Here is a 24,273-nt window from a genome sequence, read left to right on the forward strand (position 1 = left end):
AATAATGTTTCGCAGTTGCGCAACATTATTTCTTATCTTTCCAAATCGCTCAATTCGGAGTTGCAGTAAACGCCATGACAGCAGGGGTTTAAGAGCGCCGCCGCGATCTGTATATCGGGTCTGCTACTCAGTGCCAGATTCTTGGGGGATTCAATGGGCGACACACGGAAAACACGCGTTCTGATCATCGGGTCCGGTCCTGCGGGATACACCGCAGGCGTCTATGCCAGCCGCGCGATGCTGGAACCCATTCTGGTACAGGGCATTGAACCGGGCGGGCAGCTGACCACAACGACCGAAGTGGAAAACTGGCCAGGCGATACAGAGGTTCAGGGCCCCGATCTGATGGTGCGGATGGAAGCACATGCCAAGGCAATGGGTACAGAGATCATCGGGGACATCATCAACGACCTGAATCTGAGCAATCGGCCTTTTGTCGCGACGGGTGACAGCGGCACGACTTATATTGCCGATGCTGTCATACTGGCGACAGGCGCACGTGCGAAATGGCTGGGTCTGCCGTCCGAGGAGAAATTCAAAGGCTTTGGCGTGTCCGCCTGTGCGACCTGCGATGGCTTTTTCTATCGCGGGCAGGAGATTGTTGTGATCGGCGGCGGCAACACCGCCGTGGAAGAAGCCCTTTTCCTCACAAATTTCGCGTCAAAGGTTACACTCATCCACCGCCGCGACGAACTGCGGGCCGAGAAAATCCTCATCGACCGGCTGATGAAAAACCCAAAGATCGAACCGCTGTGGTTCCATGAACTGGACGAAGTTGTCGGAACAGACGCGCCGCTCGGCGTGGAAGCGGTGCGCGTGAAACACACCAAAACAGGCGAAATCACCGAAATCCCGGCAAAGGGTGTTTTTGTGGCAATCGGCCATGCACCCGCCAATGAACTGGTTGCTGACGTGCTTGAAACCCATATGGGCGGCTATGTCGTCACAAAGCCAGACAGCACTGAAACCTCCATTCCCGGAGTGTTTGCCGCGGGCGACCTGACAGATCATAAATACCGCCAGGCCGTTACGTCGGCGGGCATGGGGTGTATGGCAGCGCTCGAAGCGGAACGGTTTCTGGCAGAGAATGAAGCGGACGAGACCGCCGTCCTTGCGGAAAGTGCTGCAGAATAAGGCCGCAGCGCCGGGGTGTTGCGTGCGTACGGTGGGTTAAGCCGCTCCCAACCTTGCAGATGGATAAAGCAGTCTGTGCCCTGTCGGGTGCTGCCATTGTCCGTTTCATGCGAGGTCTCCCATGCCCACCCGAGCCGCTCTTTCCCACATTCCCGGCCCCAAGGCCCCGCCCATCATTGGCCACACACTGACCATCGCACGCGACAGCTATGGCACGCAGCAGGATTACATCAGCCGCTACGGGGATGTGTACAAAACGAAAATGCTGGGCGTCTGGCGGGTCAATCTGTGCGGCCCCGACGCGCTTGAATATGTCCTGATGGACAAGGAAAAAAACTTTTCCTCAGAGGGCGGGTGGGACGCCCTGAAACTCATTTATCCCGGCGGGCTGATCCTGCAGGACTTTGACCATCACCGGCAGAACCGCCGGATCATGACCGCGGCGTTCCGCGCATCGGCGATCCGTGACTACCGGGAGCGGATGGCCGCCACGATGCGCGATCTGCTGACCACCTGGCCCAAAGACGAGCCCTTTTGCTTCTACACCGCAATCAAGGATCTGACGCTGCGTGTTGGTGGTGCCGTCTTCATGGGGCTGCCGCTGGACGGGGATCTGGCGAAGCGCATCAACCGCGCCATCACAGACGAAATCCGCGCGTCTGTGACGCCGATCCGGCAACCGCTGCCGTTCACGCCGATGTGGCACGGGGTCCGCGGCAGGGACTTTCTGCGCGAGACTTTCCGCACTCTGATCCCCGAGCGTCGCGCAAAGGGGGGAGACGACTTTTTCTCGCAGATGTGTCTTGCCACAGACGATGACGGCAATGCGTGGAGCGAGGACGAAATCCTCAATCAGTTCAATCTGCTGATCATGGCGGCACATGACACAACCGCCACCTCGCTGTCCGTCATGATGGCGGCTCTGGGCACACATCCTGACTGGCAGCGCCGCATTTCTGCCGAGGTCGCGGCACTTGGGAACGGCGCACTGGACGAAGACGCACTTGGCAGGATGACCGATACCGACAGGGTGTTCCGCGAGGCGCTGCGCCTTGTGCCACCTGTCCCGTTCATTCCACGTATGGCGTTGCGCGACTTTCACTGGCACGGGTATGATATCCCGGCAGGTACTTCGCTCGCGCTGAACCCGGGCGTCACTATGTTGTCACCGGAGCTTTATACCAACCCAACCGAGTTTGATCCGGACCGTTTCTCGCCGGAACGCGCAGAAGACCGGGTGCACCGTTTTGCCTGGACACCATTCGGCGGCGGCGCCCACAAATGTATCGGCATGCATTTTGCCACCATGCAGGTAAAGCTGTTTGTGGCGACGCTGTTGCGGGACCATCACATCGTGCTGCCCCACGGTGCCCCTGAATGGCAAAGGATGCCGATCCCAAAACCCAAGGGAGGCCTGCCCATCGTGCTGCGCCGATCCGAGCCACTGCGCCTTGCTGCCTAAATCCCTTGCGGAAAGGTCACTGTCCCGGACATGACGACAGCACCGGAGCCGCTGACCTTTACGCCTGAAATCGCATCGCGCGGCCCCAGGACCTCGACACCTGCGCGGCCGGGGCGGCCCATGCCATCACCCTGGGCCGCCGTAAAACTGTTGGCAGCGATATGACCGCCCGCCCAGAGATACGCCGCCATTGCGCCGGTGGCAGAGCCGGTAAACGGATCTTCGGGAGGGCTGGGTGGCGCCAGTAACAGACGACTGAGCGTCGAGGCCCCCGCAGGCGTATCCTCCAGTGTCACCCAGAACGGCTCCATCATGTCGACATCCTCCTGGCCGAGGTGATCCGCCAACCGGCGCAGCGCCCCGGCGTCCATTTGCAGGCTTTCCAGCACGTCGCGGTTCCGGAGCAGTGTGATACAGAATGGCAGCCCCGTTGAAACGATACGGGGCGGCGCAATGATGTCTTCGGGTGCAATGCTTCCTACCGCGGCAACCAGCGTCTCCGGAACATATGGACCAAACTCCGGCGCAATCTGCGTCATCTGCACGTCGTTACCCCGCACAATGACCGGCACAAGCCCCGCGCCTGTTTCCAGCACAAGCTCTCCGTCGGGGATCATATCCCGCTGGCGCAGTGCCACAACAGTTGCGATTGTCGGGTGGCCCGCAAAGGGGATTTCGCGACTTGCCAGAAAATACCGCACACGCAGGTCGGCAACGTCCGAAGGCCCGGTAAAGGTGCATTCCACCAGGGATGTCTCGCGCACGTAGGCCATGCACATTGCATCGGACAAACCAGCGCCCTCATGCACCACCGCACAGCCATTGCCACCGAACTGGCGGTCCGAAAAGGCATCCACCCAATCAAAACGGAACTGCACCTCATCGCCTCCCGGTTCAAAAAAAAGCCGCTGTGATCAGCGGCCTTTCATGTATTTGCGGATCAGGCGCGGGCGTCAATGCACCGCGACAGGCGCATAGTCATTTTGCCGCGCGAGGCGAAACGCCAGACGCCGGTCTGCCACGAGAGCCAGTTGCTGCCCTTCGCTGTCATGTACTGCGTAGAGCTGTTCAAATCCTTCGACCTGGCCCTGCACTTCATCCGGCAGCTCGGCCACATCAACGGTCTTGACGTAGACAATCCGGCTTTCCTGTGGCGCTGTCTCAAATGCGTCGGTCATAGCTCAGCCCTTCCTGATATTGATTGTCTGCACGACCTTTTGCGGTTTCGCGCGGGTCAGATCGACATGCAGCAGCCCGTTTTCCATCACCGCCTCGCCCACATCCACGCCGTCGGCCAGGACAAAACTGCGCTGGAACTGGCGCGCTGCGATGCCGCGATGCAGAAACACACGGCCCTCACTGTCATCATTCTGACGCCCGCGGATAACCAGTTGCCTGTCCTCAACGGTGATCGAGAGGTCGTCTTCGGCGAAACCGGCCACCGCCAGTGTAATGCGATAGGAAAAATCAGATGTCTGTTCGATATTGAAAGGCGGGTAGCCTTCGTTGCCGGACTTGGCGGTACGCTCAAGCAGGCGTTCCAGCTGCTCAAAGCCCAGCATATGGGGATAGGATCCCAGGGTCATTTTCGTCATGCGACACGTCCTCTGTGGTCAAGCGACAGTCTGTTAAAAGCCCCGTTACGGCGACTCCTGACAGGAATATGGGGGCCGGAATGTGATGACGCAAGGGCTAGGCGCTCAGGACATGAAGGCCTATGATGGGGGTGCTGAAATCTTGGAATCATACCTTCATGAATGCTCCCTCGGATCTGTCGATGAAAACCGATGAGGTGCTGCGCGTGGAGCTGGAGGTTTTCCGCCGCGAACACCGGGACCTTGATGAAGCTATTCAGGCCCTCGCGGACAAAGCGGTCAGCGATCAGCTGACGTTGCAACGTCTCAAAAAACGCAAACTGAGGCTCAAAGACATTATCGCGCAGATTGAAGATCGCTTGACGCCCGATATCATTGCCTGACCTACGGTTTTGGCTATAGTGCCGCTTCGCAGGTTACGGGCGTAAGGGGCCTTTTCATGACATCAGTTTCCGTCGGGATTATCATGGGCAGTCAATCCGACTGGCCCACAATGTCCGAGGCCGCAGAGATCCTGGACACGCTGGGCATCAGCTTTGAAAAACGCATCGTATCGGCGCATCGCACGCCGGATCGTTTGTGGGACTATGGCAAAACGGCCGTCGACCGCGGGCTTCAGGTGATTATCGCGGGTGCAGGTGGCGCGGCCCACCTGCCCGGTATGATGGCGTCCAAGACGCGCGTGCCGGTGATCGGTGTGCCGGTTCAGACGCAGGCCCTGTCCGGCGTCGATTCCCTCTATTCGATTTTGCAGATGCCACGCGGCTACCCTGTTGCGACCATGGCAATCGGTGCAGCCGGCGCAAAGAATGCCGGCCTGATGGCAGCTGGTATTCTGGCCTTGCAGGATCAGGCTCTGGCAGGCCGGCTGGAAGACTGGCGTGCAGCCTTGTCTGCCTCTATTCCGGAGATCCCCGTCGATGAATAGCCCCCTGCCATCCGGCGCAACCATTGGCATTCTGGGCGGTGGGCAACTGGGACGCATGTTGTCTGTCGCCGCGGCGCGTCTCGGCTTTAAGACGCATGTTTTTGAGCCGGGCTCCGACGCCCCGGCCGGTCATGTGGCACAGACTGTGACAACAGCTGCCTATGACGACGCAGGCGCGCTGGAACGTTTCGCGCAAAGTGTCAGCGTGGTCACATATGAATTCGAAAACATTCCCACCGAAGCACTCGACATCATCGAGAAAACTGTGCCGATCCGTCCAGGCCGTGAAGCATTGCGTGTCAGCCAGGACCGCCTGACAGAAAAGAATTTCCTGCAGGATCTGGGGCTGCAGGTGGCGCCATATGCGGAAGTGTCTGATATGGGTTCGCTGGAGCAGGCGATTGCAAAGACGGGTATCCCGGCGATCCTCAAAACACGCCGGTTCGGTTACGACGGCAAGGGTCAGGCGCGGCTCAGCTCGGCGGATGACGCGACGGGCGCATTGAGTGACATGGCCGGGCAACCCGCAGTCCTCGAAGGATTTGTGAACTTCTCGCATGAAGTCTCTGTCATAGCCGCGCGCAGCGCTTTGGGTGAGGTTGCCTGCTTTGATCCGGGCGAAAACGTTCACCGCGATGGCATTCTGCACACAACCACTGTGCCTGCCCGGCTGAGCAGCGCACAGCGAACGGATGCGGTTTTGCTGGCGGCCAGAATTCTCAACGCACTGGACTATGTGGGCGTCATGGGCGTCGAGCTTTTTGTCACGCCGCAGGGCCTGATCGTGAACGAGATTGCACCGCGCGTACACAATTCCGGTCACTGGACGCAAAACGGCTGTGCCGTCGATCAGTTCGAACAACATATCCGCGCGGTTGCCGGCTGGCCGTTGGGCGACGGCACCCGGCATTCCGATGTTGTGATGGAAAACCTGATTGGCGATGACATGGACAAGGTCCCCGCTCTTGCCCGCGAAGCTGGTGCTGCTCTGCATCTCTATGGAAAATCAGAGACCAAAAAAGGCCGGAAGATGGGTCACGTCAACCGCGTGACCGGTTGAAGCGCGCTAGCCGAACAGGCGGTCTCCGATCGTACCGCTCAGATAGCTTAACTGCCCGCCTGCGAGCGTCGCCGCAACATGCCGTGTCTCTTCGTGCAGAATAACGATGTCCGCGCGCATGCCCGGTTCCAGTGTTCCGCGATCTTCAAGACCCAGTGCCCGGGCCGGACCCTCAGAGATCATGCGCCAGGCTTCAGCAAAACTGACGACACCACTGTCCGCCAGCAATAGTGCGGCCCGCCGTGGGCTGGGGTAATGATAGTCCGAGGCCAGCGCATCGCATAGTCCCATCGATACCAGATCCAGAGCACTGACGTTACCCTTGTGTGATCCACCACGCACGACATTCGGCGCGCCCAGGACAATTGTGTCACCCGCGTCCCGCGCGGCTTCTGCGGCTTCTGCGGTTTCCGGAAACTCCGCGATCCGCGCGCCACGCTGATGCCAGACAATGCGCCCTTCGGCCGAATGATCATCGTGACTTCCCAGGCGTACACCCTGTGCCGTCAACCGGGGACAAAGCGCATCCAGCGCTGCAGGGACCTCAGCGCGGCGCGCGTGCAGATCAAGCAACATTTCAAAGTGCTTTTCCGGATTGCGCCCGGCTTTGAGCGCCTGCCCTGTCAGACGCGGTGGTTTTCGGCCTTCTGCCAGACGATCATGCGGCAGATGGTCATTAAACACCACGTAGTCGACATTCCAGTCTGACAGGCGATCAGGCAGGTCTGCATAGAGCTCAAGAAGATGGATTTCGAGGCGCAGCTGCGCGCGGATGTCCGTCACAAGTGCTGGCGCGGTATCGCGGATGGCTTCAAAAACCTGCGCGGCAAATTCCGGCCCCCTGACGCCGCCTTCCCAGCTGACGAACTGGGCCAGAACACCCGTTGTGATACCGTTTGCTGCCAGTTCAGCCCCTGTCGCAATCAGGCCTTCTGACATCTGTTTCATTGCGCCACGCCGCGGGGCCAGGTGCCGCTCAAAACCATCGCCGTGCAGGTCGATAATTCCTGGCAGCAGAATGTATCCGCTCAGGTCTACCACGCGCCCGGTGGTATCCGGCGCGATCCGGCCCTCGTGAACTGAAAGGACACCCGGTTCTAAACCTGCAGGCCCAAGAATTTTGTCAGATTTCAGATCAAGGTTTGCCAATGACCGTCCCCACCCCTGGCACACAGCTGCCATCCGGGCAGCCCAGCTGGCTGAGTACTGCATCAAGCCAGCTGAGGGAATGATCAAATTCACCTGTTTTCAGAAATGCGACTGTCTGCGCGATGACGCGCGGGTTGTTCATCATAAAGGTATGTGTGACCGGTAATACGATGTGATCCCGCATCCCCGCGACACGGGTGGACGACACGGAAACCTTGCCATCATCGCGGCCCGGCAACAGCGACGAAAAATACGGGTTGAGCGACTGATCACCAGCGATCACACCCAGTGGGAATGTCACCGGCGGCAGCCTTCTGGGCAGCGAGTCCGGACCTGTCCCCAGCTGCGCACCTGCCGGGCCATTGATCCAGTCAAAGGCCTCGATATCGTCCAGAACGTCCACAACCTCACTGCCCTGGTTCGGTGGTGCCAGCATGACGACCCGGCCAATTCTGGCATCGGGGTTCGCGGCGGCCCACTGACGCACGAGAATTCCGCCCATAGAATGGGTCACAAAATCCACGCTCTCGCGCGGCCCGCAGGATGCCACCGCGTCGGGAACGGTGCGGCGTACCAATTCCTGAACTTCCGCTTTGGTCGATGGATAGCCCGGGCGCACAACCTCGTAGCCCTCGCCGGCCAGTGCGGCTTCCATCAGTGCAAATGAGAATTCTGTCCGGGCGAGCCCATGCAGCAGGACCACGCAACGTGCCTGAACAGGCGCCGCAAAGACCCAGAGCAGGGAGACTGCGGCAAGAATTATGCCATGAACTTTCATACGCAATGAGATAGGGCTGATCACAGAACTAAAAAAGAATGACGTCACGCGAATTTGCTGGAAGATTCTAAAATGCCCACAAAATCACCCAGAATTGCCGCGCGCGCCGTTATCGTACATGAAAACCGCCTTCTTCTGGTAAACGCCTGGCCGGGCGGCAAGAGCGATCTTCTGTGCGCGCCGGGTGGTGGGGCGGAACCTGGTGCCAGCCTGCCCGACAACCTGAAACGGGAGGTCTTTGAAGAGACCGGCCTGCATGTGTCCGTTGGCGCGCCCTGTCTGATAAACGAATTTCATGATCCCCGCGTCGGGTTTCATCAGATTGAAATATTCTTCAGGTGCACGGTTACAGGAGATGCGCAAATTGCCAGTAACTGGCAGGATCCTGAGGACATTGTCGATCGTCACATCTGGGCGCGTCAGGATCAGCTGGGCGATTTGCGAGTTAAACCCGACAGCCTGGCGCAGGCAGCGTTTTCCGAAGATGGCCCGGCTATTTACGACGCGCTGGAAACGATTGTGATGTAATCGCAAGGGCGATGCCTCCAAGAACCATTGCTGATGCAGCAAGTGTCGAAAACGCTATGGCCTCACCCAGAAAAAGTGCTCCGCCAACGATTGCGATGACCGGCACGCTCAGTTGTACCACCGCAGCGATGCTCTGGCGAAGTTGCGGCAGCACGAGATACCACAGCGCATATCCAAGGCCCGACGTCAGCCCACCGCATACAAGTGCCAGCAGGTATCCATTCAGGGTTACCTGCCTGTCCGGAACGGCCAGCAGGATAATGATCAGTGGCAGGCACAGCATGAAATTTGCGCCTGTTACAGAAAGCGGATCAACTGCTGAGCGCCCTGTTATCGTGTAAACCGCCCAGCCGACTCCTGCGACAATCATCAACAATGCGCCAGTCAGATCGGTCTGACTTTCGGCACCGGGCCAAAGCACCACAAGCAGACCACAAAACGCGACACCCGCGCCTGTGAACTGCCGGGCTGTTGGCCCCTGGCCTTTGATCACGCCGTGCGAAAACATCGAAATCTGAACGACACCGAACAGGATCAACGCGCCAAGTCCTGCGTCGAGTGTAAGGTATGCCAGAGAAAACCCTATCATGTAGGAAGCCAGACTGAGGGCTCCCACAAAACGTTTTGCCGGGCTGAACACGATATCGCGTCCGGACAAGATCATGATCACTGCCAGCACACTGGCCCCGGCCAAAACCCTCAGCACTGCAAAGCTGTAAGGATCGGCGGCGCCGGATTCCACTGCCATTCTTGTCAGCAGAGAATTCGACGCAAAGGCGATCATTGTAACGGAAGTCAGGAGAACAAGACGCATTCAGCGGGCTTATCCGTTGTCTGTTCCGCTGCCAAGGGGCGGGCGGCTCACACTTCTGGCACCGTTCAAAGTCGCTGATTTCAGTTCAGGGTCCGGGAGTGCGCCGCGAAAAAAAACCTGTGCTGTCGCGCTATCAGCAAGGATGTCCTCGTTGCCATGGAAATCAGGTCTGCAGAACGACGTGCGACTGGGCTTACCGTCAGACATCGCTGTCAGTACTGCGTCCTGCATCAACAAGGGGGTCAGGCTGTTCTTGTCCAGAACTGCGAGCTCCGGGTTTGACGATGCAGCCAGCTCCGGAGAAGAAGACACCAGAATGCACCCGCATCCTGCGGACACTGGAAAATCCCTGAGTGCGGAAACCACCCTGTCGCCGCGCACATCGGGCAAGTGATAGTCAACGATAACAACATCCACTGCTTCTTCCCGCATCACCTGCTTCAGCTCTCGGGTGTCACTCACGGTTGTCACCTGTGCCAGGAGCCCGGTGCCTTCAAGTGATTTTTGAAGCAGTAGTCTGTCGGCCTGATTGTCATCAATAATGACGACAGCGATTGGTCTCGGATAAATACGGTGGAGCGCAGGCTGGCGAGCGACAGCAGCATTCATGTTTTCTTCTCCATTGTCCGGCCGGAAAGTTCTTTTCCGGACCGCTAAGCCGACTAATATTCAAAATGTGTTGCATGGTCAGGTGCCCGATCGGACACCGGGGAACACAACTTTGACCGTTGTGCCTCTTTCTGTCGCGTCTGACAGAATGGAAATCGAACCGCCGTACAGATGCGCGATCTTCCGTGCGATGGCGAGCCCCATACCGCTGCCTTCGACCTCATCGCGCGGCTTCAGTGTCGTCATGGCATCAAAGACCTGCCTGTGGAAATTCTCTGGAATCCCCGGCCCGTCATCCTGCACGGAAAGGACTGTCACGGTTCCCTCCCCGTGCGCGGAAACGGTAATTTTGCCGGCCTCCCGGTCATGGTGTTTAGCTGCGTTTGAAACCAGCGCAGTCAGCAGCGTCAGGATATCGCGTTCACCTACATGTATGTGAGAACAGTCAAAAGCGCTCGTGATCTCAAAACTGCCGGGTATCGAAACCTCATCCAGCACCTCGTTCAATGCTTCCCCAAGATCAACAGCGACAACTTCCTGCATCCGTCCGACACGGGAAAAAGCCAGTAAGTCCACGAGCATACGGTCAAGGCGTCCGGTGTGCCGGTTCATCAGTTCAATATTCTGGGCTATCGGTCCTTCAACACGAAAACCGGCTTCGACCAGGTCCTCTTCGATCCATTGCGGAAGCTCAATGAGTGCGCGCACTGAGTTACGAACGTCATGGCTGATCAGATATACAAAGTCTTCAAACTCTTTTGAGGACGAAAAGTCTGCTGCTGCGTCCGGACCGGATCCGGTATCAGACTGCAGTTTGGGAATATTCATGAAACGGACCTCTGATACTTTGTCCCCGGGCTGATATCAGCCAGCATTGAATACTCGGTTAACGGTGGAGGTCTGACCATCTGCCAAAGCACGGGTCCTGCCTGCAACCATGATGCAAACGTCCGGTGTCAGGGACAGCAAGTGCGGCGCTGGAAATAATCCGTAAAGGTTTATCGTTTTATACTCATTTGACTTCGGGGGCCCGGGATCAGCACATCGACATCCGGCGGCTTCGGTTTTTCCCTGCGGCGTTTCCATGCCGCGCCGGATGGCACATGCGCATGCCGCGCTGAAACAGAATACGATTACCTGGGAGACTGGTGAATGTCACAGCACACCAAAGAAGCGACCTTTCTGCTCGTAGATGACGACCGGGTGAGCATCATGTCACTGGAGCGTGCGATCAAAAAACTCAAGATCGTCAACCGGACAATTGTCGCCCGGGACGGTGAGGAAGCGCTGGAAATTCTGCGATCCGAGGCTGCAGAGGCCAACGGCACGCTTCCACCTTTCATTGTAACGCTGGACCTGAACATGCCGCGCATGAACGGTCTGGAGTTTCTGGATGAGGTGCGTGCTGACCCAACGCTGCGCCGGCTCGTTGTCTTTGTTTTCACAACATCTGATATGCCGCATGACATTCAGTCTGCCTATAGTCAGAATGTTGCCGGATACCTCGTCAAAGACAACCCGGGCGAGACCCTCTCACATGCGTTGCAGATGCTGGGCACCTACTCTCGCATTGTCGAGCTACCGGCTTAGCCTCTGCCCAACCATACCCGTACAATAAAAAAGGCCCGCCACACAGGCGAGCCTTTTCTCATTTCGGATGCCGGGTGGCTTACATCATGCCGCCCATGCCGCCCATGTCGGGCATGCCGCCACCGGCGCCGCCTGCGCCCTCTTTGGAGGGCTTGTCAGCAACCATTGCTTCTGTAGTGATCAGCAGACCAGCAACAGATGCCGCGTCCTGCAGCGCGGTACGTACAACTTTGGCCGGGTCGATCACACCGAAAGCGAACATGTCGCCGTATTCTTCGGTCTGAGCGTTAAAGCCATAGGTAACGTCCGAGCTTTCGCGGATTTTGCCAGCAACAACCGCACCGTCAACGCCCGCGTTTTCGGCGATCTGACGCAGCGGCGATTCGATTGCCTTGCGAATGATGTTGATGCCAACGTTCTGGTCGTTGTTCACGCCTTCGAGGCCGTCGAGTGCTTTGCCCGCCTGAACAAGAGCAACGCCCCCGCCCACGACTACACCTTCCTGAACAGCGGCACGTGTCGCGTTCAGAGCATCGTCCACACGGTCTTTGCGCTCTTTCACTTCGACTTCGGTCATGCCACCGACGCGGATCACAGCAACACCGCCTGCCAGTTTGGCAACACGTTCCTGCAGTTTTTCACGGTCGTAATCGGAAGTGGTTTCTTCGATCTGGGTGCGGATCTGAGTAACACGCGCTTCGATTTCGGCTTTCTCGCCGGCACCGTCAACGATGGTTGTCTCGTCTTTTGTGATCTGCACTTTCCGGGCCGAACCCAGCATGTCCATTGTGACGGACTCAAGCTTCATGCCCAGATCTTCGGAGATGACCTGACCGCCTGTGAGGATCGCGATGTCCTGCAGCATGGCTTTGCGGCGATCGCCGAAACCAGGTGCTTTGACGGCTGCGATTTTCAGACCGCCGCGCAGTTTGTTCACAACCAGAGTTGCCAGTGCTTCGCCTTCAACATCCTCTGCGATGATCAGCAGCGGCTTTTGCGACTGAATGACCTGCTCCAGCAGCGGAACCATTGGCTGCAGCGAGGAGAGCTTTTTCTCGTGCAGCAGCACGATGCAGTCTTCCAGCTCTGTGGTCATTTTGTCGGCGTTGGTGACAAAGTAAGGGCTCAGGTAGCCGCGGTCGAACTGCATGCCTTCGACAACGTCTGTTTCTGTTTCCAGACCTTTGTTTTCCTCAACGGTGATAACACCTTCGTTGCCAACCTTCTGCATCGCGTCTGCGATCTGCTGACCAATTTCAGCTTCACCGTTTGCAGAGATGGTGCCGACCTGCGCAACTTCTGCGCTGTCGTTGACTTCACGGGATGCGGATTTGATTGCTTCAACCACTTTGGTTGTTGCCAGATCGATACCACGCTTCAGGTCCATCGGGTTCATGCCCGCTGCAACCGATTTCATGCCTTCTTTGACGATGGCCTGGGCCAGAACGGTTGCGGTTGTTGTACCGTCACCTGCTTCGTCATTGGTGCGGCTGGCCACTTCTTTGACCATCTGCGCGCCCATGTTCTCGAACTTGTCTTCAAGATCGATCTCTTTGGCCACGGACACACCGTCTTTGGTGATGCGCGGAGCGCCAAAGGATTTGTCCAGAACAACGTTACGGCCTTTCGGGCCGAGCGTCACTTTCACCGCGTCTGCCAGGATGTTCACACCCTTGAGCATACGGTTACGGGCATCTGTGTCGAATTTGACTTCTTTTGCCATGTTGTCTTCTCCTCTTGAGAAATATCAGTTTGAAATCAGCGAAAGGTTCAGAGCAGCGGGTGCGCTTACTCGATGATCCCCATGATGTCGCTTTCTTTCATCATCAGCAGCTCTTCGCCGTCGAGTGTCACTTCTGTGCCGGACCATTTGCCGAACAGAATTTTGTCACCAGCTTTTACGGCCATTTCGATCAGCTCGCCGCTGTCCTTGCGTGCGCCTGCACCGCAAGCCACCACTTCGCCCTCGGAGGGCTTTTCCTTTGCGCTGTCGGGGATGATCAGTCCGCCAGCAGTTTTCTCTTCGCTTTCCGTGCGGCGTACCAGCACGCGGTCATGAAGCGGTTTCAATGCCATCTTTGCAGCTCCTTGAGGCTCAAAGTTTCTCCCATTCAGAACCGCCGCACTCTCTGGCAGACGGTCCGTTATCACTCACCACAGGCGAGTGCTAACGCGCCTTAGCTAAGGAAGGCGCCCGAGCCTGTCAACCAGAGCATTTGCAAAAATTTTCGGAATCGTCCGGTGGACGTTCAGACCGCGCCCAACACATCACCGCCACTGGCCACAGCTTCAGCCCCGGCAGGTGTCAGGCCGTAAATTCCTTTGTCGACGCGTTCAAACCACCCATAGTGGTCGTCCGCCATCATGCGCGTCGCACGGGGCACGCCGGTTTCTCGCGCAACATCCGACCCTTTGCTGGCACCTGCCTCAAACAGAAAGACCGCCAGCCGCAGGGCATCCTGCCTGTAGGCAGTCACCAGACCCCGGCGGGTTTGCCCCCCTTCATTCGGATCGCCCGTTCGTCTCGCAAACTCCCTGAGCAAAGCGGCGGTCCGCTTTTTTGACTTTCTCGGCGAAAAAGGCCCCGGATCGCAATGTACCTGCACAAGACCATCTGACAGGCGCACCGTCAGAAGCCCGAGCCCGAGACGCCGGGCCATTGCCGTGTTGTCCCTGACAGCACGGGCGAACCGCTTCCCGGGTTGCCGGCTGACAGCCATGTAGACGTCATCCGTGGTCGCCTGCCGTGCGATACACTGGTGAAAGAGCGCCAGCGAAAACCCAAGCTTGAGCTCAACAATCACGGGCGGCTCACCACCGCGCAGCGCCACCACATCCGCCGCACCCACTTCGGATTTGACCACATATCCCTGATCCTCAAGAAAGGATTTCACAGGAGGATAAAGATCCGTCTCGCTCGCCTTTGCCATCACTTCTGCCCCGGAACCGGTCGGCCTGATCCTGTACGCAACAGGGCCGGAACTGCAACCACCCCCTTGCGTTTACCACAATGCCGCACTGCAGCATTGAAGGGGGTGACACAGCAGTCGCCCATGTTATAAGGCCCGCAAATATGACGCATCATCAGGAACGGATATTATGACAACGCTTGTTTTCGGCCACAAATCCCCGGACACTGACAGCACCGGTTCACCTATCATCTGGGCGTGGTATCTCAGCCAGATCAAAGGTGAAGAAGCCGAAGCCGTTCTGCTGGGAGAGCCGAACACAGAGGCCAGATTCATGCTCGAGCGCTGGGGGCTGACCATGCCACGCGTTCTTGGCAAACTCGCAGAGGACGCACCTGTTGTCATCGTGGACACGAACAACCCCGCCGAACTTCCAGACAATATTAATGACGCGGACATCCGCCAGATCATAGACCACCACAAACTGGTGGGTGGTCTTGAGACGAAAGGGCCGATCGATATCCGTATCGAACCTCTGGCCTGTACGGCGACGATCATGTGGAAGATGATCGGTAAGGATCTGGCGCAGATGCCCGACAATATCAAAGGCGCAATGCTTTCCTGCATCCTTTCAGACACTCTGGAGTTCCGCAGCCCGACCACAACCAACGAAGACAAGGCCATTGCATGGGATCTGGCACAGGCGCTCGATATCAACATCAGCGAATATGCCGCTGAAATGTTTGCTGCCAAGTCGGACGTGTCCGCATTCTCCGAAGCCGAACTGCTGCGCATGGACAGCAAGGAATACGGCGTTGGCGGCAAACAGTTCCGTGTCTCTGTTCTGGAAACCACGTCGCCCGCGCAGGTACTCGCCCGCAAGGGCGCGCTGATGGATGCGATGCCGGGTGTCGCAAAAGAGGACGGCGCGGACGAGGTTCTGCTCTTTGTCGTGGATATTCTGAACGAAGAGGCAACGCTGCTGGTCCCGAATGACACAGTAAAAGCAGTTGCAGAACAGAGCTTTGACGCAAAAGTCAGCGGCGATACCGTGGTTCTGCCCGGTATCATGAGCCGCAAAAAACAGATCATCCCCAATCTGAAAGTCTGAGGCTCATACCTCTGCCCTTTGAAATTCCGAATGGCGCCCCTGTGGCGCCATTTTTCCATTCCAGACCCGGTTTATGAGCTGTTCAATCCTTGTTTCTGCCGGCCTGGTGATCATCAATCTGGTGAGTTTCGTTGCGTTCCGGGCTGATAAGATCCGCGCTACAGATGGTGGCCGCCGTGTTCCCGAACGCAGCCTGCTGACACTCGCTTTTCTTGGCGGTTGGATTGGTGCCAAAATTGCGCAGCGGATGTACCGTCACAAAACCACAAAGCAACCATTCCGGCTGATGCTGGATCTCGTGCCCGTCGCCTGGCTGGGGGTGATCTTCATTCTGATTGCTGCAACTGCGATGCCAGACGTGGACTGGCCCGGCTTCCAAATGTCATCTGATCGCGAAACACCGCGGTTCTTTCAGCGCGTCGGCAACTGACAGCCCGACATGGGGGTGGCGCGCCGCCGGTCTCTGCGGCATAGAACGCGCAGCAGTCTGTTTTCTGAAAAGGTGCTCGCATGACCCGTATCATCTCCGCTCTCTCTGAAGTGTCACAGCAGTATGATGCGCTCTTCGTCGATTTGTGGGGATGCGTGCACAATGGTGTAAAAGCCCTGCCGGGCGCGGTATCAGCGCTCCGGGAGTACCGGGCGGGTGGAGGCAGGGTGGTACTGGTCACCAATTCCCCGCGGCCGCGCGCTGGCGTAAAAAAGCAGCTTGTACACTTTGGCGTTCCTGATGACACCTGGGATACCATCGCAACGTCCGGTGACAGTGCACGTTCCGCGATGTACCGGGGCGTCGTGGGGCAAAAAGTCTGGCACATCGGGCCGCCAACCGACCTGAAATTCTTTGAACCGCTCCAGGTGGTTGAAAACCCCCTGACCATCGAACGGGTGGAACTGGAGCAGGCCGAAGGCATGGTGTGCACCGGACCTTTCGACAGCCTGGCCGACCCTGACGTGATGCGACCACAGTTTCTGATGGCAAAACAGATGGGACTGCCACTGCTCTGCGCAAACCCTGACATAGTTGTTGATCGCGGCGATGTGCGTGAATGGTGCGCGGGTGCGCTGGCAGGTCTGTACAGCGAGATGGGCGGCGAAAGCCTTTACTTCGGCAAGCCACATCCGCCCATCTATGATCTCGCGCGGCGCAGACTGGCGGCGCTCGGCACTCCGGTGCCCGACGACCGTATTCTCGCCATCGGTGACGGAGTTCTGACCGACATCGCGGGCGCAATGGGCGAGGATATCGATTCGCTCTTTATCTCGGGTGGTCTGGCTGCCGAAGAAACAAATACCTCCGACCAGCCTGACCCGGATTCGCTAACTTCTTACCTTCAAAAAGAAATGTCCAATCCGACCTACACAATAGGACACCTTCGCTGACATACTTTCCCCTTGATTTTCTGCGTGCGCAAAGTAATAAAGTTTCAACTTTAATGGCGTAAGTGTCAGAAAATTACCGGAAGGGTCATCATGTTGGACAATCTGCCCCGCGGAACGATTTGTATCGAAGACATCGAAATGGGCATGTCGCGCTACCTGCAAAAGGTCGTGACGGATGAGGACATTGAGATGTTCGCGCAGATTTCAACCGACCGGAACCCGGTGCACCTGGACGATGACTACGCCCGCGACACCATATTCGAAGGGCGTATTGCCCACGGAATGCTCACCGCCGGTCTGATTTCAGCTGTGATCGGGGAACAGCTGCCAGGCCACGGCACCGTTTATCTCGGCCAGTCGCTGAAATTCCTCGCACCTGTCCGCCCGGGCGATCTGGTGCATGCCGAAGTCACTGTTACAGACATCGAACCCTCGCGCCGCCGTGTGAAAATGGAATGCCAGTGCCTGGTTGATGGGAAAAAGGTGCTGGTGGGCGAAGCCACTGTCATGGCGCCCTCGCGGAAATTCGACTGACCGGAAGCGCTGCTTTCCGGCGCGCACCGCTTGCACCCGTTAGCTGCGGCGGCTAACCAGGAAGCATGAAGATCCTGCGTGACTACCAGTATGTTGACCCGGCAGATCGCGGTGCCACCGCAGCTATCGGCAATTTTGACGGCGTGCATCTGGGCCACCAGTCAGTGATCGATCTGGCGCGCAGCGCAGCGCCCGCCGCCCCTCTGGGGGTTGTCACGTTTGATCCGCATCCGCGCGCGTATTTCGCACCCGACGCCGCTCCTTTCCGCCTGATGAGCCGTGAAGCCCGTGCCAGCCGGCTGGAAAAACTGGGCGTCGAGATGCTGTATGAGATAAATTTCAACGCGGCTCTGGCCGCGCTGACACCGGAAGAGTTCGCCCGCCGTGTGATCGCAGACGGCTTTGGTCTTACCCATGTTATCGTCGGCTCGGATTTCTGCTTTGGGCGGGGGCGCGCTGGCACGGCGGCAGATCTGGAGCGTTTTGGCGTAGAGATGGGATTTGGCGTCACAATTGCCCCGCTTGTCGCACAGGCAGAGACCACCGTTTCCTCAACAGCTATTCGCAAAGCGCTCAGCCGTGGTGCGCCGCGTGAGGCAGCCGCGATGCTGGGGCACTGGCACCGGATCGAGGGGCCGGTGATCGGCGGTGAACAGCGCGGACGGGAACTGGGGTATCCGACGGCGAACATGTCCATCGACGGACTGCACCCGCCCGCCTTTGGTGTCTATGCAGTTCTGGCCGATGTGCTCAGCGGCCCGCATCAGGGCAGCTATCACGGTGTGGCCTCTATGGGGGTGCGCCCGATGTTCGGTGAAAACCGTCCGAATCTGGAAACATTTATCTTTGATTTCCAGGGCGATCTTTATGACACGCCCCTGTCTGTGGCTCTGGTCGACTACCTGCGCCCCGAAGAAAAGTTTGACGGGCTTGACGCGCTGATCCGTCAAATGGACGCCGACAGTGCCCGCGCCCGCGATATCCTGGCGGCATTGTGACAGATCCAATCAACCGCACCGGGCTGAAGCCGCGCTTCTGGGAGCGCAAGCCACTGGCGAAAATGAACCAGCAGGAATGGGAAGCACTCTGCGACGGCTGTGGCAAGTGCTGCCTGAACAAACTGGAAGATGAGGACAGCGGGGATGTCGCCCTGACGCGCATCGCCTGCCGGTTGCTGGACGATGACAGCTGCCGTTGTGCGCAATATGATGTTCGTCACCAATTTGTGCCTGACTGCATCGTCCTGAAGCCCGACAATCTGGACAGCCACGCATACTGGATGCCTGAAACCTGCGCCTACCGGCTGCTCTGGCAGGGCAAACCGCTCTATGACTGGCATCCGCTGATCAGCGGCACGCCCGGCTCGGTACATGACGCCGGGGTCTCTGTGCGGGGCATCACACTCAGCGAGTTCGACATTCCCGAAGATGAGTGGGAAGAGTATATAATTGAGGAACCAACCTGATGTATTTTGCTTCTGACAATGCCGGTGCCGCGCACCCTCAGGTGATGCAGCATGTCACAGATGCCAATACCGGCTTTGCCCTGCCTTATGGTGCTGATCCGATCATGGAGGGCGTGCGCGCCAAAATCCGCGAGGTGTTTGAGGCACATCAGGCCGCTGTCTATCTGGTGGCAACAGGTACCGCCGCCAACAGCCTGGCACTGGCCTGCTATTGCGCGCCCTGGCAGACGACGTTCTGCTCTGAGGTGGCCCATGTGCACGAGGACGAATGCAACGCGCCGGAGTTCTTTTCAGGGGCCAAACTGACCCTTGTGCGCGGCGGCGACAAGATGACTGCAGACGCGCTGGAAACGGCGATCCGCTCTGAAAACACGCGCGGTGTACATGGCCCCCAGCGCGGGCCTGTGTCGATCACTCAGGTGACAGAACGCGGCAGGATTTACAGCCTGGAAGAGCTGCGCGCGCTGACTGATGTGGCGGCCAGATACGCATTGCCCGTGCACCTGGATGGCGCGCGGTTTGCAAATGCAATGGTGGCTCTGGAGTGCACCCCGGCGGAGATGACCTGGAAGGCCGGCGTTGACGTTGTCAGTTTTGGGGGCACAAAAAACGGTTGCCTGGGGGTAGAAGCGGTCATCCTGTTCGATCCGGACAAGGCCTGGGAGTTTGAGCTGCGGCGCAAACGGGGCGCGCACCTCTTTTCCAAGCACCGCTATCTGTCGGCGCAAATGGCGGGATACCTGGAAAACGATCTCTGGCTGGACACCGCGCGCCAGGCGAATGCGAATGCCGCGCATCTGATCGCAGGGTTGCGGTCTGCAGGGGCAGAATTTGTGCATGAACCGCAGGCCAACATGATCTTTGCCGCGTTTCCGCGCCGCATTCACCGCGCGCTGCACAACGCCGGAGCGGTCTATTACATCTGGTCAGGCGAGCTGGAGGGCGATGACCCCGAAGAGATGCTAGAGGCGCGCCTTGTCTGTGACTGGTCAGTGACAACCGCGCAGATTGACACGTTCCTCGGTCATTTCGACCAGTGACCGGATTGCTTCTGCGCTCTCTCTGGCGTGGGTAACAGGGGCCATATGCCCGGCACCCTCGATCGTCACCTCATGCGCGTCAGGCAGCCTCTCTGCCAGCGCGTGATTGATGTGGCCGGTGACTTCCAGACTTCGCGCCCCACGAACCAGCATCACAGGCATATCTGCCCGCTCAGCGGCACCAGACCGTAACAGACCCGCATTATCGTCAAAGATCGCAGGTGCCTGGGCCGGCACCATATGAACACGCTCTGTCATATAATGTTGTGACTTTTCAGGGATATCTACCCAGCGCGTGCCATCCCCCCACTGGCGGTTGAAAAGCCTTGCGGCCAGGGCAAAATCCCCGCGTTCTATCGCCTCCGTCCATGGTATGGCGGACGTGATATGGGTTGCCAGATGTGCCTGCCCGGTCTCGTTCAGTGCGGCAAAGAATACCGGCTCGAACAGGGTCAGGCTGCGCACCATCTGCGGATTTTCGACCGCCAGCCGCAACGCGACCGTGGCCCCAAACGAATGACCGATCAGGTGCAGCGGTGCGGTCAGATACGGCAGCGCGGTATCGCAACAGGCGCGGTGCAGATCTGTGGTGCCGTCCCATGCGGGGCCCCGCCCATGGCCGGGAAGATCAAAGGCGGACAGGGTCAGCAGGTCGCTCAGATGCTCGCCAACCCCGCGCCACATGCCCGAATGTCCCAGCGTACAGTGGATGGCCAGAGCCGGGTATGGACCCGAACCCCATACCCGCGCCCCGGAATGTGCGGTCACAGCTTTCCGGACAGATGCGCGTCCAGGTCGTCGATGCGGTCCTGCCCCCAGAAACGTGCGTCCCCATCCGTGATGTAGAAGGGTGAGCCGAATACGCCCCGCTCCACAGCCTCTTCGAGGTTCGCCGCATAGGTTTCCGCCCCGACCAGCATACCGCTGTCCGCGAGCGACGGGTCAAACCCTGCAGCCTCCAGGCAGGCGCGCACAACATCGTCCTGGGCAATGTCTTTCTCTTCGGCCCAGACGGCGCGGCAAATGCCCGCACAAAGCTTGCCCATATCCCCGCCACCGGCGTTCTGCGCCGCGATCACCGCATAGGCCGAAGGCGCCTGGTTCGTGGGCCAGTATGCCGGTTTCAGGTTGAACGGCATATCCAGTTTTCTGGCCTGGCGCACCAGTTCCTGTGCGCGGTAATCCACGCGGCTGAAATGCCGGTCTTTGGGCGGCGTGCCCCCTGTGCGGGAAAACAACCCCATAATATCCAGCGGTTTATAGGTGATTGTGGCACCATGCTTTTGCGCGACCTCTTCGGCGCGGTTCCCGGCAAGGTAGGCATAAGGAGAGATGGTTGAGAAAAACAGGTCGATATGCGCCATTTTGCGGCTCCTTGCTGGGTCTGGGTTCTTTGCCGATTGGTAAGGCCGTGTTAGGTGGAGTCAACATCACGAATCTGTCACATTCCCGTGCCTCTGCTCCAGGACCCCTCCCCCATGCCACAGCTTCACGAACCAAAACTGATCTCCGGCAATGCAAATATGCCGCTGGCCCAGGCCATCGCGCGGCGCATGTCGATGCACCGGGGCATGCAGGTGGGGCTGGTCGATGCCCGGGTCGAGCGGTTCAACGACGGTGAGATCTTTGTTGAGGTGTTCGAGAATGTGCGCGGCGAGGATATGTTCATCCTGCAGTCCACCTCGAACCCTGCCAACGACAATCTGATGGAACTGCTCATCATGGCCGACGCGCTGCGCCGGTCCTCGGCCGCGCGGGTCACAGCCGTTCTGCCCTATTTCGGCTACGCCCGCCAGGACCGCCGCACCAAAGCCCGCACACCGATTACGGCCAAACTGGTCGCCAACATGCTGGTCGGCACCGGTATCGAACGGGTCCTGACGATGGATCTGCACGCGGCTCAGATCCAGGGTTTCTTTGATATTCCGGTGGACAACCTTTATGCTTCACCGATCTTTGCCCTTGATATCAAATCAGAATTCAAGGGCCGGATGGACGAGCTGATGGTCGTCTCTCCCGACGTGGGCGGCGTGGCACGTGCGCGCGAACTGGCCAAGCGGATCAACTCGCCCCTGTCCATTGTGGACAAACGCCGCGAAAAGCCGGGTGAAGTTGCGGAAATGAAAGTCATCGGTGATGTGACGGGGAAAATCTGCCTGATTGTGGACGATATGTGCGACACCGCCGGGACGCTTTGCAAGGCCGCCGAGGTGCTGATGGAGCACGGTGCCAAAGAAGTGCACTCCTATATCACCCACGGCATCATGTCCGGCCCCGCGGTCGAACGTGTCACGGCCTCGGTCATGAAGTCGCTGGTCATTACCGACACGATTGCGCCGACCAAATCCGTCACAGAGGCTGCCAATATCCGCGTTGTGCCCACAGCGCCGGTCTTTGCCCAGGCGATCCTGAACATCTGGAACGGCACCTCGGTCTCTTCGCTCTTTGAGGCGGACACGCTGAGCCCGATCTATGACGGGATGTATGCCGCGGAGTAAACGCAGCGTACGCGCAACACAGCGGACACGGTGGTGGGGCCCCGGGTCAGCACGCGGGAAAACCTCCTGTAAAACATGGCAAAACCGCAGGTCGGTATCACGTCGGTAAAACGTCGGTATTACGTCGGTGTTTTTGTCGGTGTGTCCCGCGCGGTGGCTGAAACGGGCTGTTTCCAAACGCTCCCTTACCGCTGCGACCGGTGCATGCCATCCCCGCAGACCCCTGCCGCGGAGCGCCGGACGCGTGTTCTCACGCGGCCCGGGGCATGGCGTCTGTCCCGCGCGCCCGCGCGGGGCAGTCCTTTGGATCAGAGCGGGTTCACGACCAGCGGATCAGCCCGATAATGGCAGAGGTCGCGTAAAAGAACTGCAGCACCAGAAAGGCCCAGCGTTTGTCGATCACCGCCCAGCCCGCAAAGAGCAGCGCCGAGGCCAGCAGCAGGGCAAAGCCGGTGATCTCGTTGCCGGTGTTCGAGGCAATGAGCAGCGCATAGAGGATCGCAAGACCCGAGCCCAGCACCTCAAAGAATGTCGTCCATCTGCGCTTGTTCATCGCGTCCTCACATATTCGGGAAATAATCCTGGCAGTCGCCTTCACGGTAGACGTCAGCTGTACAGCAATGCAGCCCGCCGCCAAAGGCATAGGCGTCGCGCAGTTCCACTTCGACGACCTCCATACCCAGTTTATCCATCTGTTCGGCCTGGTAGACTTCTGATTTCTCAACACAGACGGTTTTCGGGTCCAGCACCAACACATTCATGCTGAGCCAGGTCGAAGAATAGCACAGCGGCGGGGGCGTGTTGTGCGCAGGCTGTGCGGCATCGACAATATCCCAGCCGTTTTTCTCGAACATACCGCGCTGGTCGTCCGGCAGACGGCGCTGTGGGTTGTTCAGAATCAGGCCCGGGCGCAGGGGTGTGAATGTCGCATCAATGTGGATCGGATACGGGTCACCGGGGAAGTTCACCGTATGTACGCGATGCTCGGGGAAATGCCGGCGCAGCCATTCGATCCCTTTGAGGTTCGTGGTAAATCCGTGCTGCACCACCAGGTCGCGGCCAAAGCGCAGCACATCGGCGGCATCAAAAAGCGGCTCTTCCTCGGTGGTGACAAAGAATTTCTCTGCCGCCCACTGCAGGCGCTTTTCCACGCCGATTTTATCGCTCAGATAGTCCGGGTGGTAATCCGCATCTGTCAGGCGTGGCTTTGGCGCGCTTTCATGGCGGAAGTTCGGGTCTTCATCAAAATACTGCTGCATCAGCGGGCGGTAGTTGAGGTATTCAAACCAGCGGCAGCGATAGGACATCGTGGCCTCCAGCATCTCGGACCCCACGGTCAGCAGCACGTCGCGCGGCGGCATGCAGCCAAACTGGCTCTCGGTATGAAAGTCCGGGGTTGTGGCGGGCAGCGAATGGTCAATCGACGTGGGCCGGTCGACCCGGATGCCGCGCGCCTGCAGCTGTGCGGCAAAGTTGTCCAGCAGCTCGTTGGCGCGGTCGATGGTTTCCTGCGGGCGGCGGCCCCACTGGCCGCGCATGTCACTGTCTTCAGGCACTTTGGCATCCAGGGCGGGCTCTTCGGGCGGGATGTGGCAGTCATCCGCGCGCCCGACGATCACATGTTTCAGCGGGTCCCATTCGTTCCAGCTGTTGACCACTGTTTTTGCCATGTCGCACCCTCCCCGG

General features: G+C 58.6%; 30 protein-coding genes. 15 read left to right on the forward strand and 15 right to left on the reverse strand.

Annotation, left to right across the window (positions count from 1 at the left end):
• Window positions 1-153: 153 nt before the first annotated feature.
• Together trxB and Q1A34_RS16075 are read left to right on the forward strand one after the other, a co-directional pair.
• Window positions 154-1,134 (forward strand): thioredoxin-disulfide reductase, encoded by a 981-nt coding sequence (gene trxB, locus Q1A34_RS16070; RefSeq protein WP_300036382.1) that lies wholly within the window; start codon window positions 154-156, stop codon window positions 1,132-1,134.
• Window positions 1,135-1,255: 121 nt separating this feature from the next.
• Complete coding sequence (locus tag Q1A34_RS16075) at window positions 1,256-2,596, forward strand: cytochrome P450 (protein WP_300036385.1); 1,341 nt, start codon at window positions 1,256-1,258, stop codon at window positions 2,594-2,596.
• Here Q1A34_RS16075 and Q1A34_RS16080 read toward each other — a convergent pair.
• The 3 genes from Q1A34_RS16080 to Q1A34_RS16090 all read right to left on the reverse strand — a co-directional run bounded on the left by Q1A34_RS16080 (window position 2,593) and on the right by Q1A34_RS16090 (window position 4,191).
• Window positions 2,593-3,474, reverse strand: a complete 882-nt coding sequence (locus Q1A34_RS16080) for a PhzF family phenazine biosynthesis protein (protein ID WP_300036388.1) — start codon at window positions 3,472-3,474, stop codon at window positions 2,593-2,595. The genes Q1A34_RS16075 and Q1A34_RS16080 overlap by 4 nt on opposite strands.
• A 75-nt stretch (window positions 3,475-3,549) precedes the next feature.
• Window positions 3,550-3,774 carry a DUF1150 family protein gene (locus Q1A34_RS16085; RefSeq protein WP_300036391.1) on the reverse strand — a complete coding sequence of 75 codons (225 nt, stop codon included), beginning with the start codon at window positions 3,772-3,774 and terminating at the stop codon, window positions 3,550-3,552.
• A gap of 3 nt (window positions 3,775-3,777) precedes the next feature.
• Window positions 3,778-4,191 carry an Hsp20 family protein gene (locus tag Q1A34_RS16090; RefSeq protein ID WP_300036394.1) on the reverse strand — a complete coding sequence of 138 codons (414 nt, stop codon included), beginning with the start codon at window positions 4,189-4,191 and terminating at the stop codon, window positions 3,778-3,780.
• Between the two features lie 158 nt (window positions 4,192-4,349).
• Here Q1A34_RS16090 and Q1A34_RS16095 point away from each other — a divergent pair, with 158 nt between their 5' ends.
• The 3 genes from Q1A34_RS16095 to Q1A34_RS16105 are packed head-to-tail and all read left to right on the forward strand — an operon-like array spanning window position 4,350 to window position 6,179.
• Window positions 4,350-4,574, forward strand: coding sequence for a DUF465 domain-containing protein (locus Q1A34_RS16095; protein ID WP_300036741.1), 225 nt, complete (start codon window positions 4,350-4,352; stop codon window positions 4,572-4,574).
• A 56-nt stretch (window positions 4,575-4,630) separates the two neighbouring features.
• A complete protein-coding gene (purE, locus tag Q1A34_RS16100; RefSeq protein ID WP_300036397.1) occupies window positions 4,631-5,119 on the forward strand; it encodes a 5-(carboxyamino)imidazole ribonucleotide mutase in 489 nt (162 codons plus the stop codon).
• Complete coding sequence (locus Q1A34_RS16105) at window positions 5,112-6,179, forward strand: 5-(carboxyamino)imidazole ribonucleotide synthase (protein ID WP_300036400.1); 1,068 nt, start codon at window positions 5,112-5,114, stop codon at window positions 6,177-6,179. The genes purE and Q1A34_RS16105 overlap by 8 nt, the downstream gene beginning before the upstream one ends.
• A 6-nt stretch (window positions 6,180-6,185) precedes the next feature.
• On the opposite strand, the gene Q1A34_RS16110 is transcribed toward Q1A34_RS16105, so the two are convergent.
• Complete coding sequence (locus tag Q1A34_RS16110; RefSeq protein WP_300036403.1) at window positions 6,186-7,328, reverse strand: alpha-D-ribose 1-methylphosphonate 5-triphosphate diphosphatase; 1,143 nt, start codon at window positions 7,326-7,328, stop codon at window positions 6,186-6,188.
• Entirely contained in the window at window positions 7,315-8,106 is a 792-nt protein-coding gene (locus Q1A34_RS16115; protein ID WP_300036744.1) for an alpha/beta fold hydrolase, read from the reverse strand. Before Q1A34_RS16115 ends, Q1A34_RS16110 begins: the two co-directional genes overlap by 14 nt.
• A gap of 72 nt (window positions 8,107-8,178) precedes the next feature.
• Here Q1A34_RS16115 and Q1A34_RS16120 point away from each other — a divergent pair, with 72 nt between their 5' ends.
• The gene (locus Q1A34_RS16120; protein WP_300036406.1) at window positions 8,179-8,634 is read left to right on the forward strand and encodes an NUDIX domain-containing protein; all 456 of its coding nucleotides are present in this window, start codon (window positions 8,179-8,181) and stop codon (window positions 8,632-8,634) included.
• On the opposite strand, the gene Q1A34_RS16125 is transcribed toward Q1A34_RS16120, so the two are convergent.
• The 3 genes from Q1A34_RS16125 to Q1A34_RS16135 form a co-directional block, all read right to left on the reverse strand.
• Window positions 8,600-9,448, reverse strand: a complete 849-nt coding sequence (locus Q1A34_RS16125) for a DMT family transporter (RefSeq protein ID WP_300036409.1) — start codon at window positions 9,446-9,448, stop codon at window positions 8,600-8,602. The genes Q1A34_RS16120 and Q1A34_RS16125 overlap by 35 nt on opposite strands.
• 9 nt (window positions 9,449-9,457) lie before the next feature.
• The gene (locus tag Q1A34_RS16130) at window positions 9,458-10,057 is read right to left on the reverse strand and encodes a response regulator (RefSeq protein WP_300036412.1); all 600 of its coding nucleotides are present in this window, start codon (window positions 10,055-10,057) and stop codon (window positions 9,458-9,460) included.
• A 78-nt stretch (window positions 10,058-10,135) separates the two neighbouring features.
• Entirely contained in the window at window positions 10,136-10,885 is a 750-nt protein-coding gene (locus Q1A34_RS16135) for a HAMP domain-containing sensor histidine kinase (RefSeq protein ID WP_300036414.1), read from the reverse strand.
• A 324-nt stretch (window positions 10,886-11,209) separates the two neighbouring features.
• On the opposite strand from Q1A34_RS16135, the gene Q1A34_RS16140 reads away from it, so the two are divergent.
• Entirely contained in the window at window positions 11,210-11,647 is a 438-nt protein-coding gene (locus Q1A34_RS16140; protein ID WP_300036416.1) for a response regulator, read from the forward strand.
• Window positions 11,648-11,726: 79 nt separating this feature from the next.
• Here the strand turns inward: Q1A34_RS16140 and groL are convergent, their stop codons facing one another.
• From groL to Q1A34_RS16155, 3 genes are all read right to left on the reverse strand, one after another.
• The gene (groL, locus tag Q1A34_RS16145; protein ID WP_300036418.1) at window positions 11,727-13,370 is read right to left on the reverse strand and encodes a chaperonin GroEL; all 1,644 of its coding nucleotides are present in this window, start codon (window positions 13,368-13,370) and stop codon (window positions 11,727-11,729) included.
• A gap of 65 nt (window positions 13,371-13,435) precedes the next feature.
• Window positions 13,436-13,723 (reverse strand): co-chaperone GroES, encoded by a 288-nt coding sequence (gene groES / locus Q1A34_RS16150; protein ID WP_300036421.1) that lies wholly within the window; start codon window positions 13,721-13,723, stop codon window positions 13,436-13,438.
• A gap of 173 nt (window positions 13,724-13,896) precedes the next feature.
• Entirely contained in the window at window positions 13,897-14,577 is a 681-nt protein-coding gene (locus Q1A34_RS16155; RefSeq protein WP_300036424.1) for a DUF2161 domain-containing phosphodiesterase, read from the reverse strand.
• A gap of 169 nt (window positions 14,578-14,746) precedes the next feature.
• Here Q1A34_RS16155 and Q1A34_RS16160 point away from each other — a divergent pair, with 169 nt between their 5' ends.
• The 7 genes from Q1A34_RS16160 to Q1A34_RS16190 all read left to right on the forward strand — a co-directional run bounded on the left by Q1A34_RS16160 (window position 14,747) and on the right by Q1A34_RS16190 (window position 20,089).
• Window positions 14,747-15,667 (forward strand): manganese-dependent inorganic pyrophosphatase, encoded by a 921-nt coding sequence (locus Q1A34_RS16160; protein ID WP_300036427.1) that lies wholly within the window; start codon window positions 14,747-14,749, stop codon window positions 15,665-15,667.
• A 73-nt stretch (window positions 15,668-15,740) separates the two neighbouring features.
• Entirely contained in the window at window positions 15,741-16,097 is a 357-nt protein-coding gene (locus Q1A34_RS16165; RefSeq protein WP_300036430.1) for a DUF1294 domain-containing protein, read from the forward strand.
• 80 nt (window positions 16,098-16,177) lie between these two features.
• Window positions 16,178-17,050 (forward strand): TIGR01459 family HAD-type hydrolase, encoded by an 873-nt coding sequence (locus Q1A34_RS16170; RefSeq protein WP_300036433.1) that lies wholly within the window; start codon window positions 16,178-16,180, stop codon window positions 17,048-17,050.
• Between the two features lie 90 nt (window positions 17,051-17,140).
• Entirely contained in the window at window positions 17,141-17,584 is a 444-nt protein-coding gene (locus Q1A34_RS16175) for a MaoC family dehydratase (protein WP_300036436.1), read from the forward strand.
• Between the two features lie 65 nt (window positions 17,585-17,649).
• Window positions 17,650-18,582: a bifunctional riboflavin kinase/FAD synthetase gene (locus Q1A34_RS16180; RefSeq protein WP_300036439.1), complete on the forward strand. Its 933-nt coding sequence runs from the start codon at window positions 17,650-17,652 to the stop codon at window positions 18,580-18,582.
• Window positions 18,579-19,049, forward strand: a complete 471-nt coding sequence (locus Q1A34_RS16185; RefSeq protein ID WP_300036442.1) for a YcgN family cysteine cluster protein — start codon at window positions 18,579-18,581, stop codon at window positions 19,047-19,049. Before Q1A34_RS16180 ends, Q1A34_RS16185 begins: the two co-directional genes overlap by 4 nt.
• The gene (locus Q1A34_RS16190) at window positions 19,049-20,089 is read left to right on the forward strand and encodes a low specificity L-threonine aldolase (protein WP_300036445.1); all 1,041 of its coding nucleotides are present in this window, start codon (window positions 19,049-19,051) and stop codon (window positions 20,087-20,089) included. The genes Q1A34_RS16185 and Q1A34_RS16190 overlap by 1 nt, the downstream gene beginning before the upstream one ends.
• On the opposite strand, the gene Q1A34_RS16195 is transcribed toward Q1A34_RS16190, so the two are convergent.
• Both Q1A34_RS16195 and Q1A34_RS16200 read right to left on the reverse strand, forming a co-directional pair.
• The gene (locus Q1A34_RS16195; RefSeq protein WP_300036448.1) at window positions 20,039-20,857 is read right to left on the reverse strand and encodes an alpha/beta hydrolase; all 819 of its coding nucleotides are present in this window, start codon (window positions 20,855-20,857) and stop codon (window positions 20,039-20,041) included. The two genes, Q1A34_RS16190 and Q1A34_RS16195, sit on opposite strands and share 51 nt — an antisense overlap.
• Window positions 20,854-21,453 (reverse strand): 2-hydroxychromene-2-carboxylate isomerase, encoded by a 600-nt coding sequence (locus Q1A34_RS16200; protein WP_300036451.1) that lies wholly within the window; start codon window positions 21,451-21,453, stop codon window positions 20,854-20,856. Before Q1A34_RS16200 ends, Q1A34_RS16195 begins: the two co-directional genes overlap by 4 nt.
• A gap of 114 nt (window positions 21,454-21,567) precedes the next feature.
• Between Q1A34_RS16200 and Q1A34_RS16205 the strand changes: the two genes are divergently transcribed.
• Entirely contained in the window at window positions 21,568-22,587 is a 1,020-nt protein-coding gene (locus Q1A34_RS16205) for a ribose-phosphate pyrophosphokinase (protein WP_300036454.1), read from the forward strand.
• Window positions 22,588-22,906: 319 nt separating this feature from the next.
• Here the strand turns inward: Q1A34_RS16205 and Q1A34_RS16210 are convergent, their stop codons facing one another.
• A complete protein-coding gene (locus Q1A34_RS16210) occupies window positions 22,907-23,140 on the reverse strand; it encodes a hypothetical protein (protein ID WP_298839253.1) in 234 nt (77 codons plus the stop codon).
• A 7-nt stretch (window positions 23,141-23,147) separates the two neighbouring features.
• Window positions 23,148-24,257 (reverse strand): serine/threonine protein kinase, encoded by a 1,110-nt coding sequence (locus Q1A34_RS16215; RefSeq protein ID WP_300036457.1) that lies wholly within the window; start codon window positions 24,255-24,257, stop codon window positions 23,148-23,150.
• Between the last annotated feature and the right edge of the window lie 16 nt (window positions 24,258-24,273).

The sequence above is a fragment of the uncultured Roseobacter sp. genome (genome assembly GCF_947491795.1).
In the GTDB taxonomy this organism is placed as follows: Bacteria; Pseudomonadota; Alphaproteobacteria; order Rhodobacterales; family Rhodobacteraceae; genus Roseobacter.

Coding starts and splice junctions, on each gene's coding strand:
- Q1A34_RS16190 (WP_300036445.1), top strand. CDS start 19,049: ATGTATTTTGCTTCTGACAATGCCGGTGCCGCGCACCCTCAGGTGATG.
- Q1A34_RS16090 (WP_300036394.1), bottom strand. CDS start 4,191: ATGACGAAAATGACCCTGGGATCCTATCCCCATATGCTGGGCTTTGAG.
- Q1A34_RS16135 (WP_300036414.1), bottom strand. CDS start 10,885: ATGAATATTCCCAAACTGCAGTCTGATACCGGATCCGGTCCGGACGCA.
- Q1A34_RS16210 (WP_298839253.1), bottom strand. CDS start 23,140: ATGAACAAGCGCAGATGGACGACATTCTTTGAGGTGCTGGGCTCGGGT.
- trxB (WP_300036382.1), top strand. CDS start 154: ATGGGCGACACACGGAAAACACGCGTTCTGATCATCGGGTCCGGTCCT.
- Q1A34_RS16205 (WP_300036454.1), top strand. CDS start 21,568: ATGCCACAGCTTCACGAACCAAAACTGATCTCCGGCAATGCAAATATG.
- Q1A34_RS16180 (WP_300036439.1), top strand. CDS start 17,650: ATGAAGATCCTGCGTGACTACCAGTATGTTGACCCGGCAGATCGCGGT.
- Q1A34_RS16215 (WP_300036457.1), bottom strand. CDS start 24,257: ATGGCAAAAACAGTGGTCAACAGCTGGAACGAATGGGACCCGCTGAAA.
- Q1A34_RS16125 (WP_300036409.1), bottom strand. CDS start 9,448: ATGCGTCTTGTTCTCCTGACTTCCGTTACAATGATCGCCTTTGCGTCG.
- purE (WP_300036397.1), top strand. CDS start 4,631: ATGACATCAGTTTCCGTCGGGATTATCATGGGCAGTCAATCCGACTGG.
- groL (WP_300036418.1), bottom strand. CDS start 13,370: ATGGCAAAAGAAGTCAAATTCGACACAGATGCCCGTAACCGTATGCTC.
- groES (WP_300036421.1), bottom strand. CDS start 13,723: ATGGCATTGAAACCGCTTCATGACCGCGTGCTGGTACGCCGCACGGAA.
- Q1A34_RS16175 (WP_300036436.1), top strand. CDS start 17,141: ATGTTGGACAATCTGCCCCGCGGAACGATTTGTATCGAAGACATCGAA.
- Q1A34_RS16095 (WP_300036741.1), top strand. CDS start 4,350: ATGAATGCTCCCTCGGATCTGTCGATGAAAACCGATGAGGTGCTGCGC.
- Q1A34_RS16165 (WP_300036430.1), top strand. CDS start 15,741: ATGAGCTGTTCAATCCTTGTTTCTGCCGGCCTGGTGATCATCAATCTG.
- Q1A34_RS16200 (WP_300036451.1), bottom strand. CDS start 21,453: ATGGCGCATATCGACCTGTTTTTCTCAACCATCTCTCCTTATGCCTAC.
- Q1A34_RS16105 (WP_300036400.1), top strand. CDS start 5,112: ATGAATAGCCCCCTGCCATCCGGCGCAACCATTGGCATTCTGGGCGGT.
- Q1A34_RS16130 (WP_300036412.1), bottom strand. CDS start 10,057: ATGAATGCTGCTGTCGCTCGCCAGCCTGCGCTCCACCGTATTTATCCG.
- Q1A34_RS16140 (WP_300036416.1), top strand. CDS start 11,210: ATGTCACAGCACACCAAAGAAGCGACCTTTCTGCTCGTAGATGACGAC.
- Q1A34_RS16120 (WP_300036406.1), top strand. CDS start 8,179: ATGCCCACAAAATCACCCAGAATTGCCGCGCGCGCCGTTATCGTACAT.
- Q1A34_RS16170 (WP_300036433.1), top strand. CDS start 16,178: ATGACCCGTATCATCTCCGCTCTCTCTGAAGTGTCACAGCAGTATGAT.
- Q1A34_RS16115 (WP_300036744.1), bottom strand. CDS start 8,106: ATGAAAGTTCATGGCATAATTCTTGCCGCAGTCTCCCTGCTCTGGGTC.
- Q1A34_RS16085 (WP_300036391.1), bottom strand. CDS start 3,774: ATGACCGACGCATTTGAGACAGCGCCACAGGAAAGCCGGATTGTCTAC.
- Q1A34_RS16155 (WP_300036424.1), bottom strand. CDS start 14,577: ATGGCAAAGGCGAGCGAGACGGATCTTTATCCTCCTGTGAAATCCTTT.
- Q1A34_RS16160 (WP_300036427.1), top strand. CDS start 14,747: ATGACAACGCTTGTTTTCGGCCACAAATCCCCGGACACTGACAGCACC.
- Q1A34_RS16075 (WP_300036385.1), top strand. CDS start 1,256: ATGCCCACCCGAGCCGCTCTTTCCCACATTCCCGGCCCCAAGGCCCCG.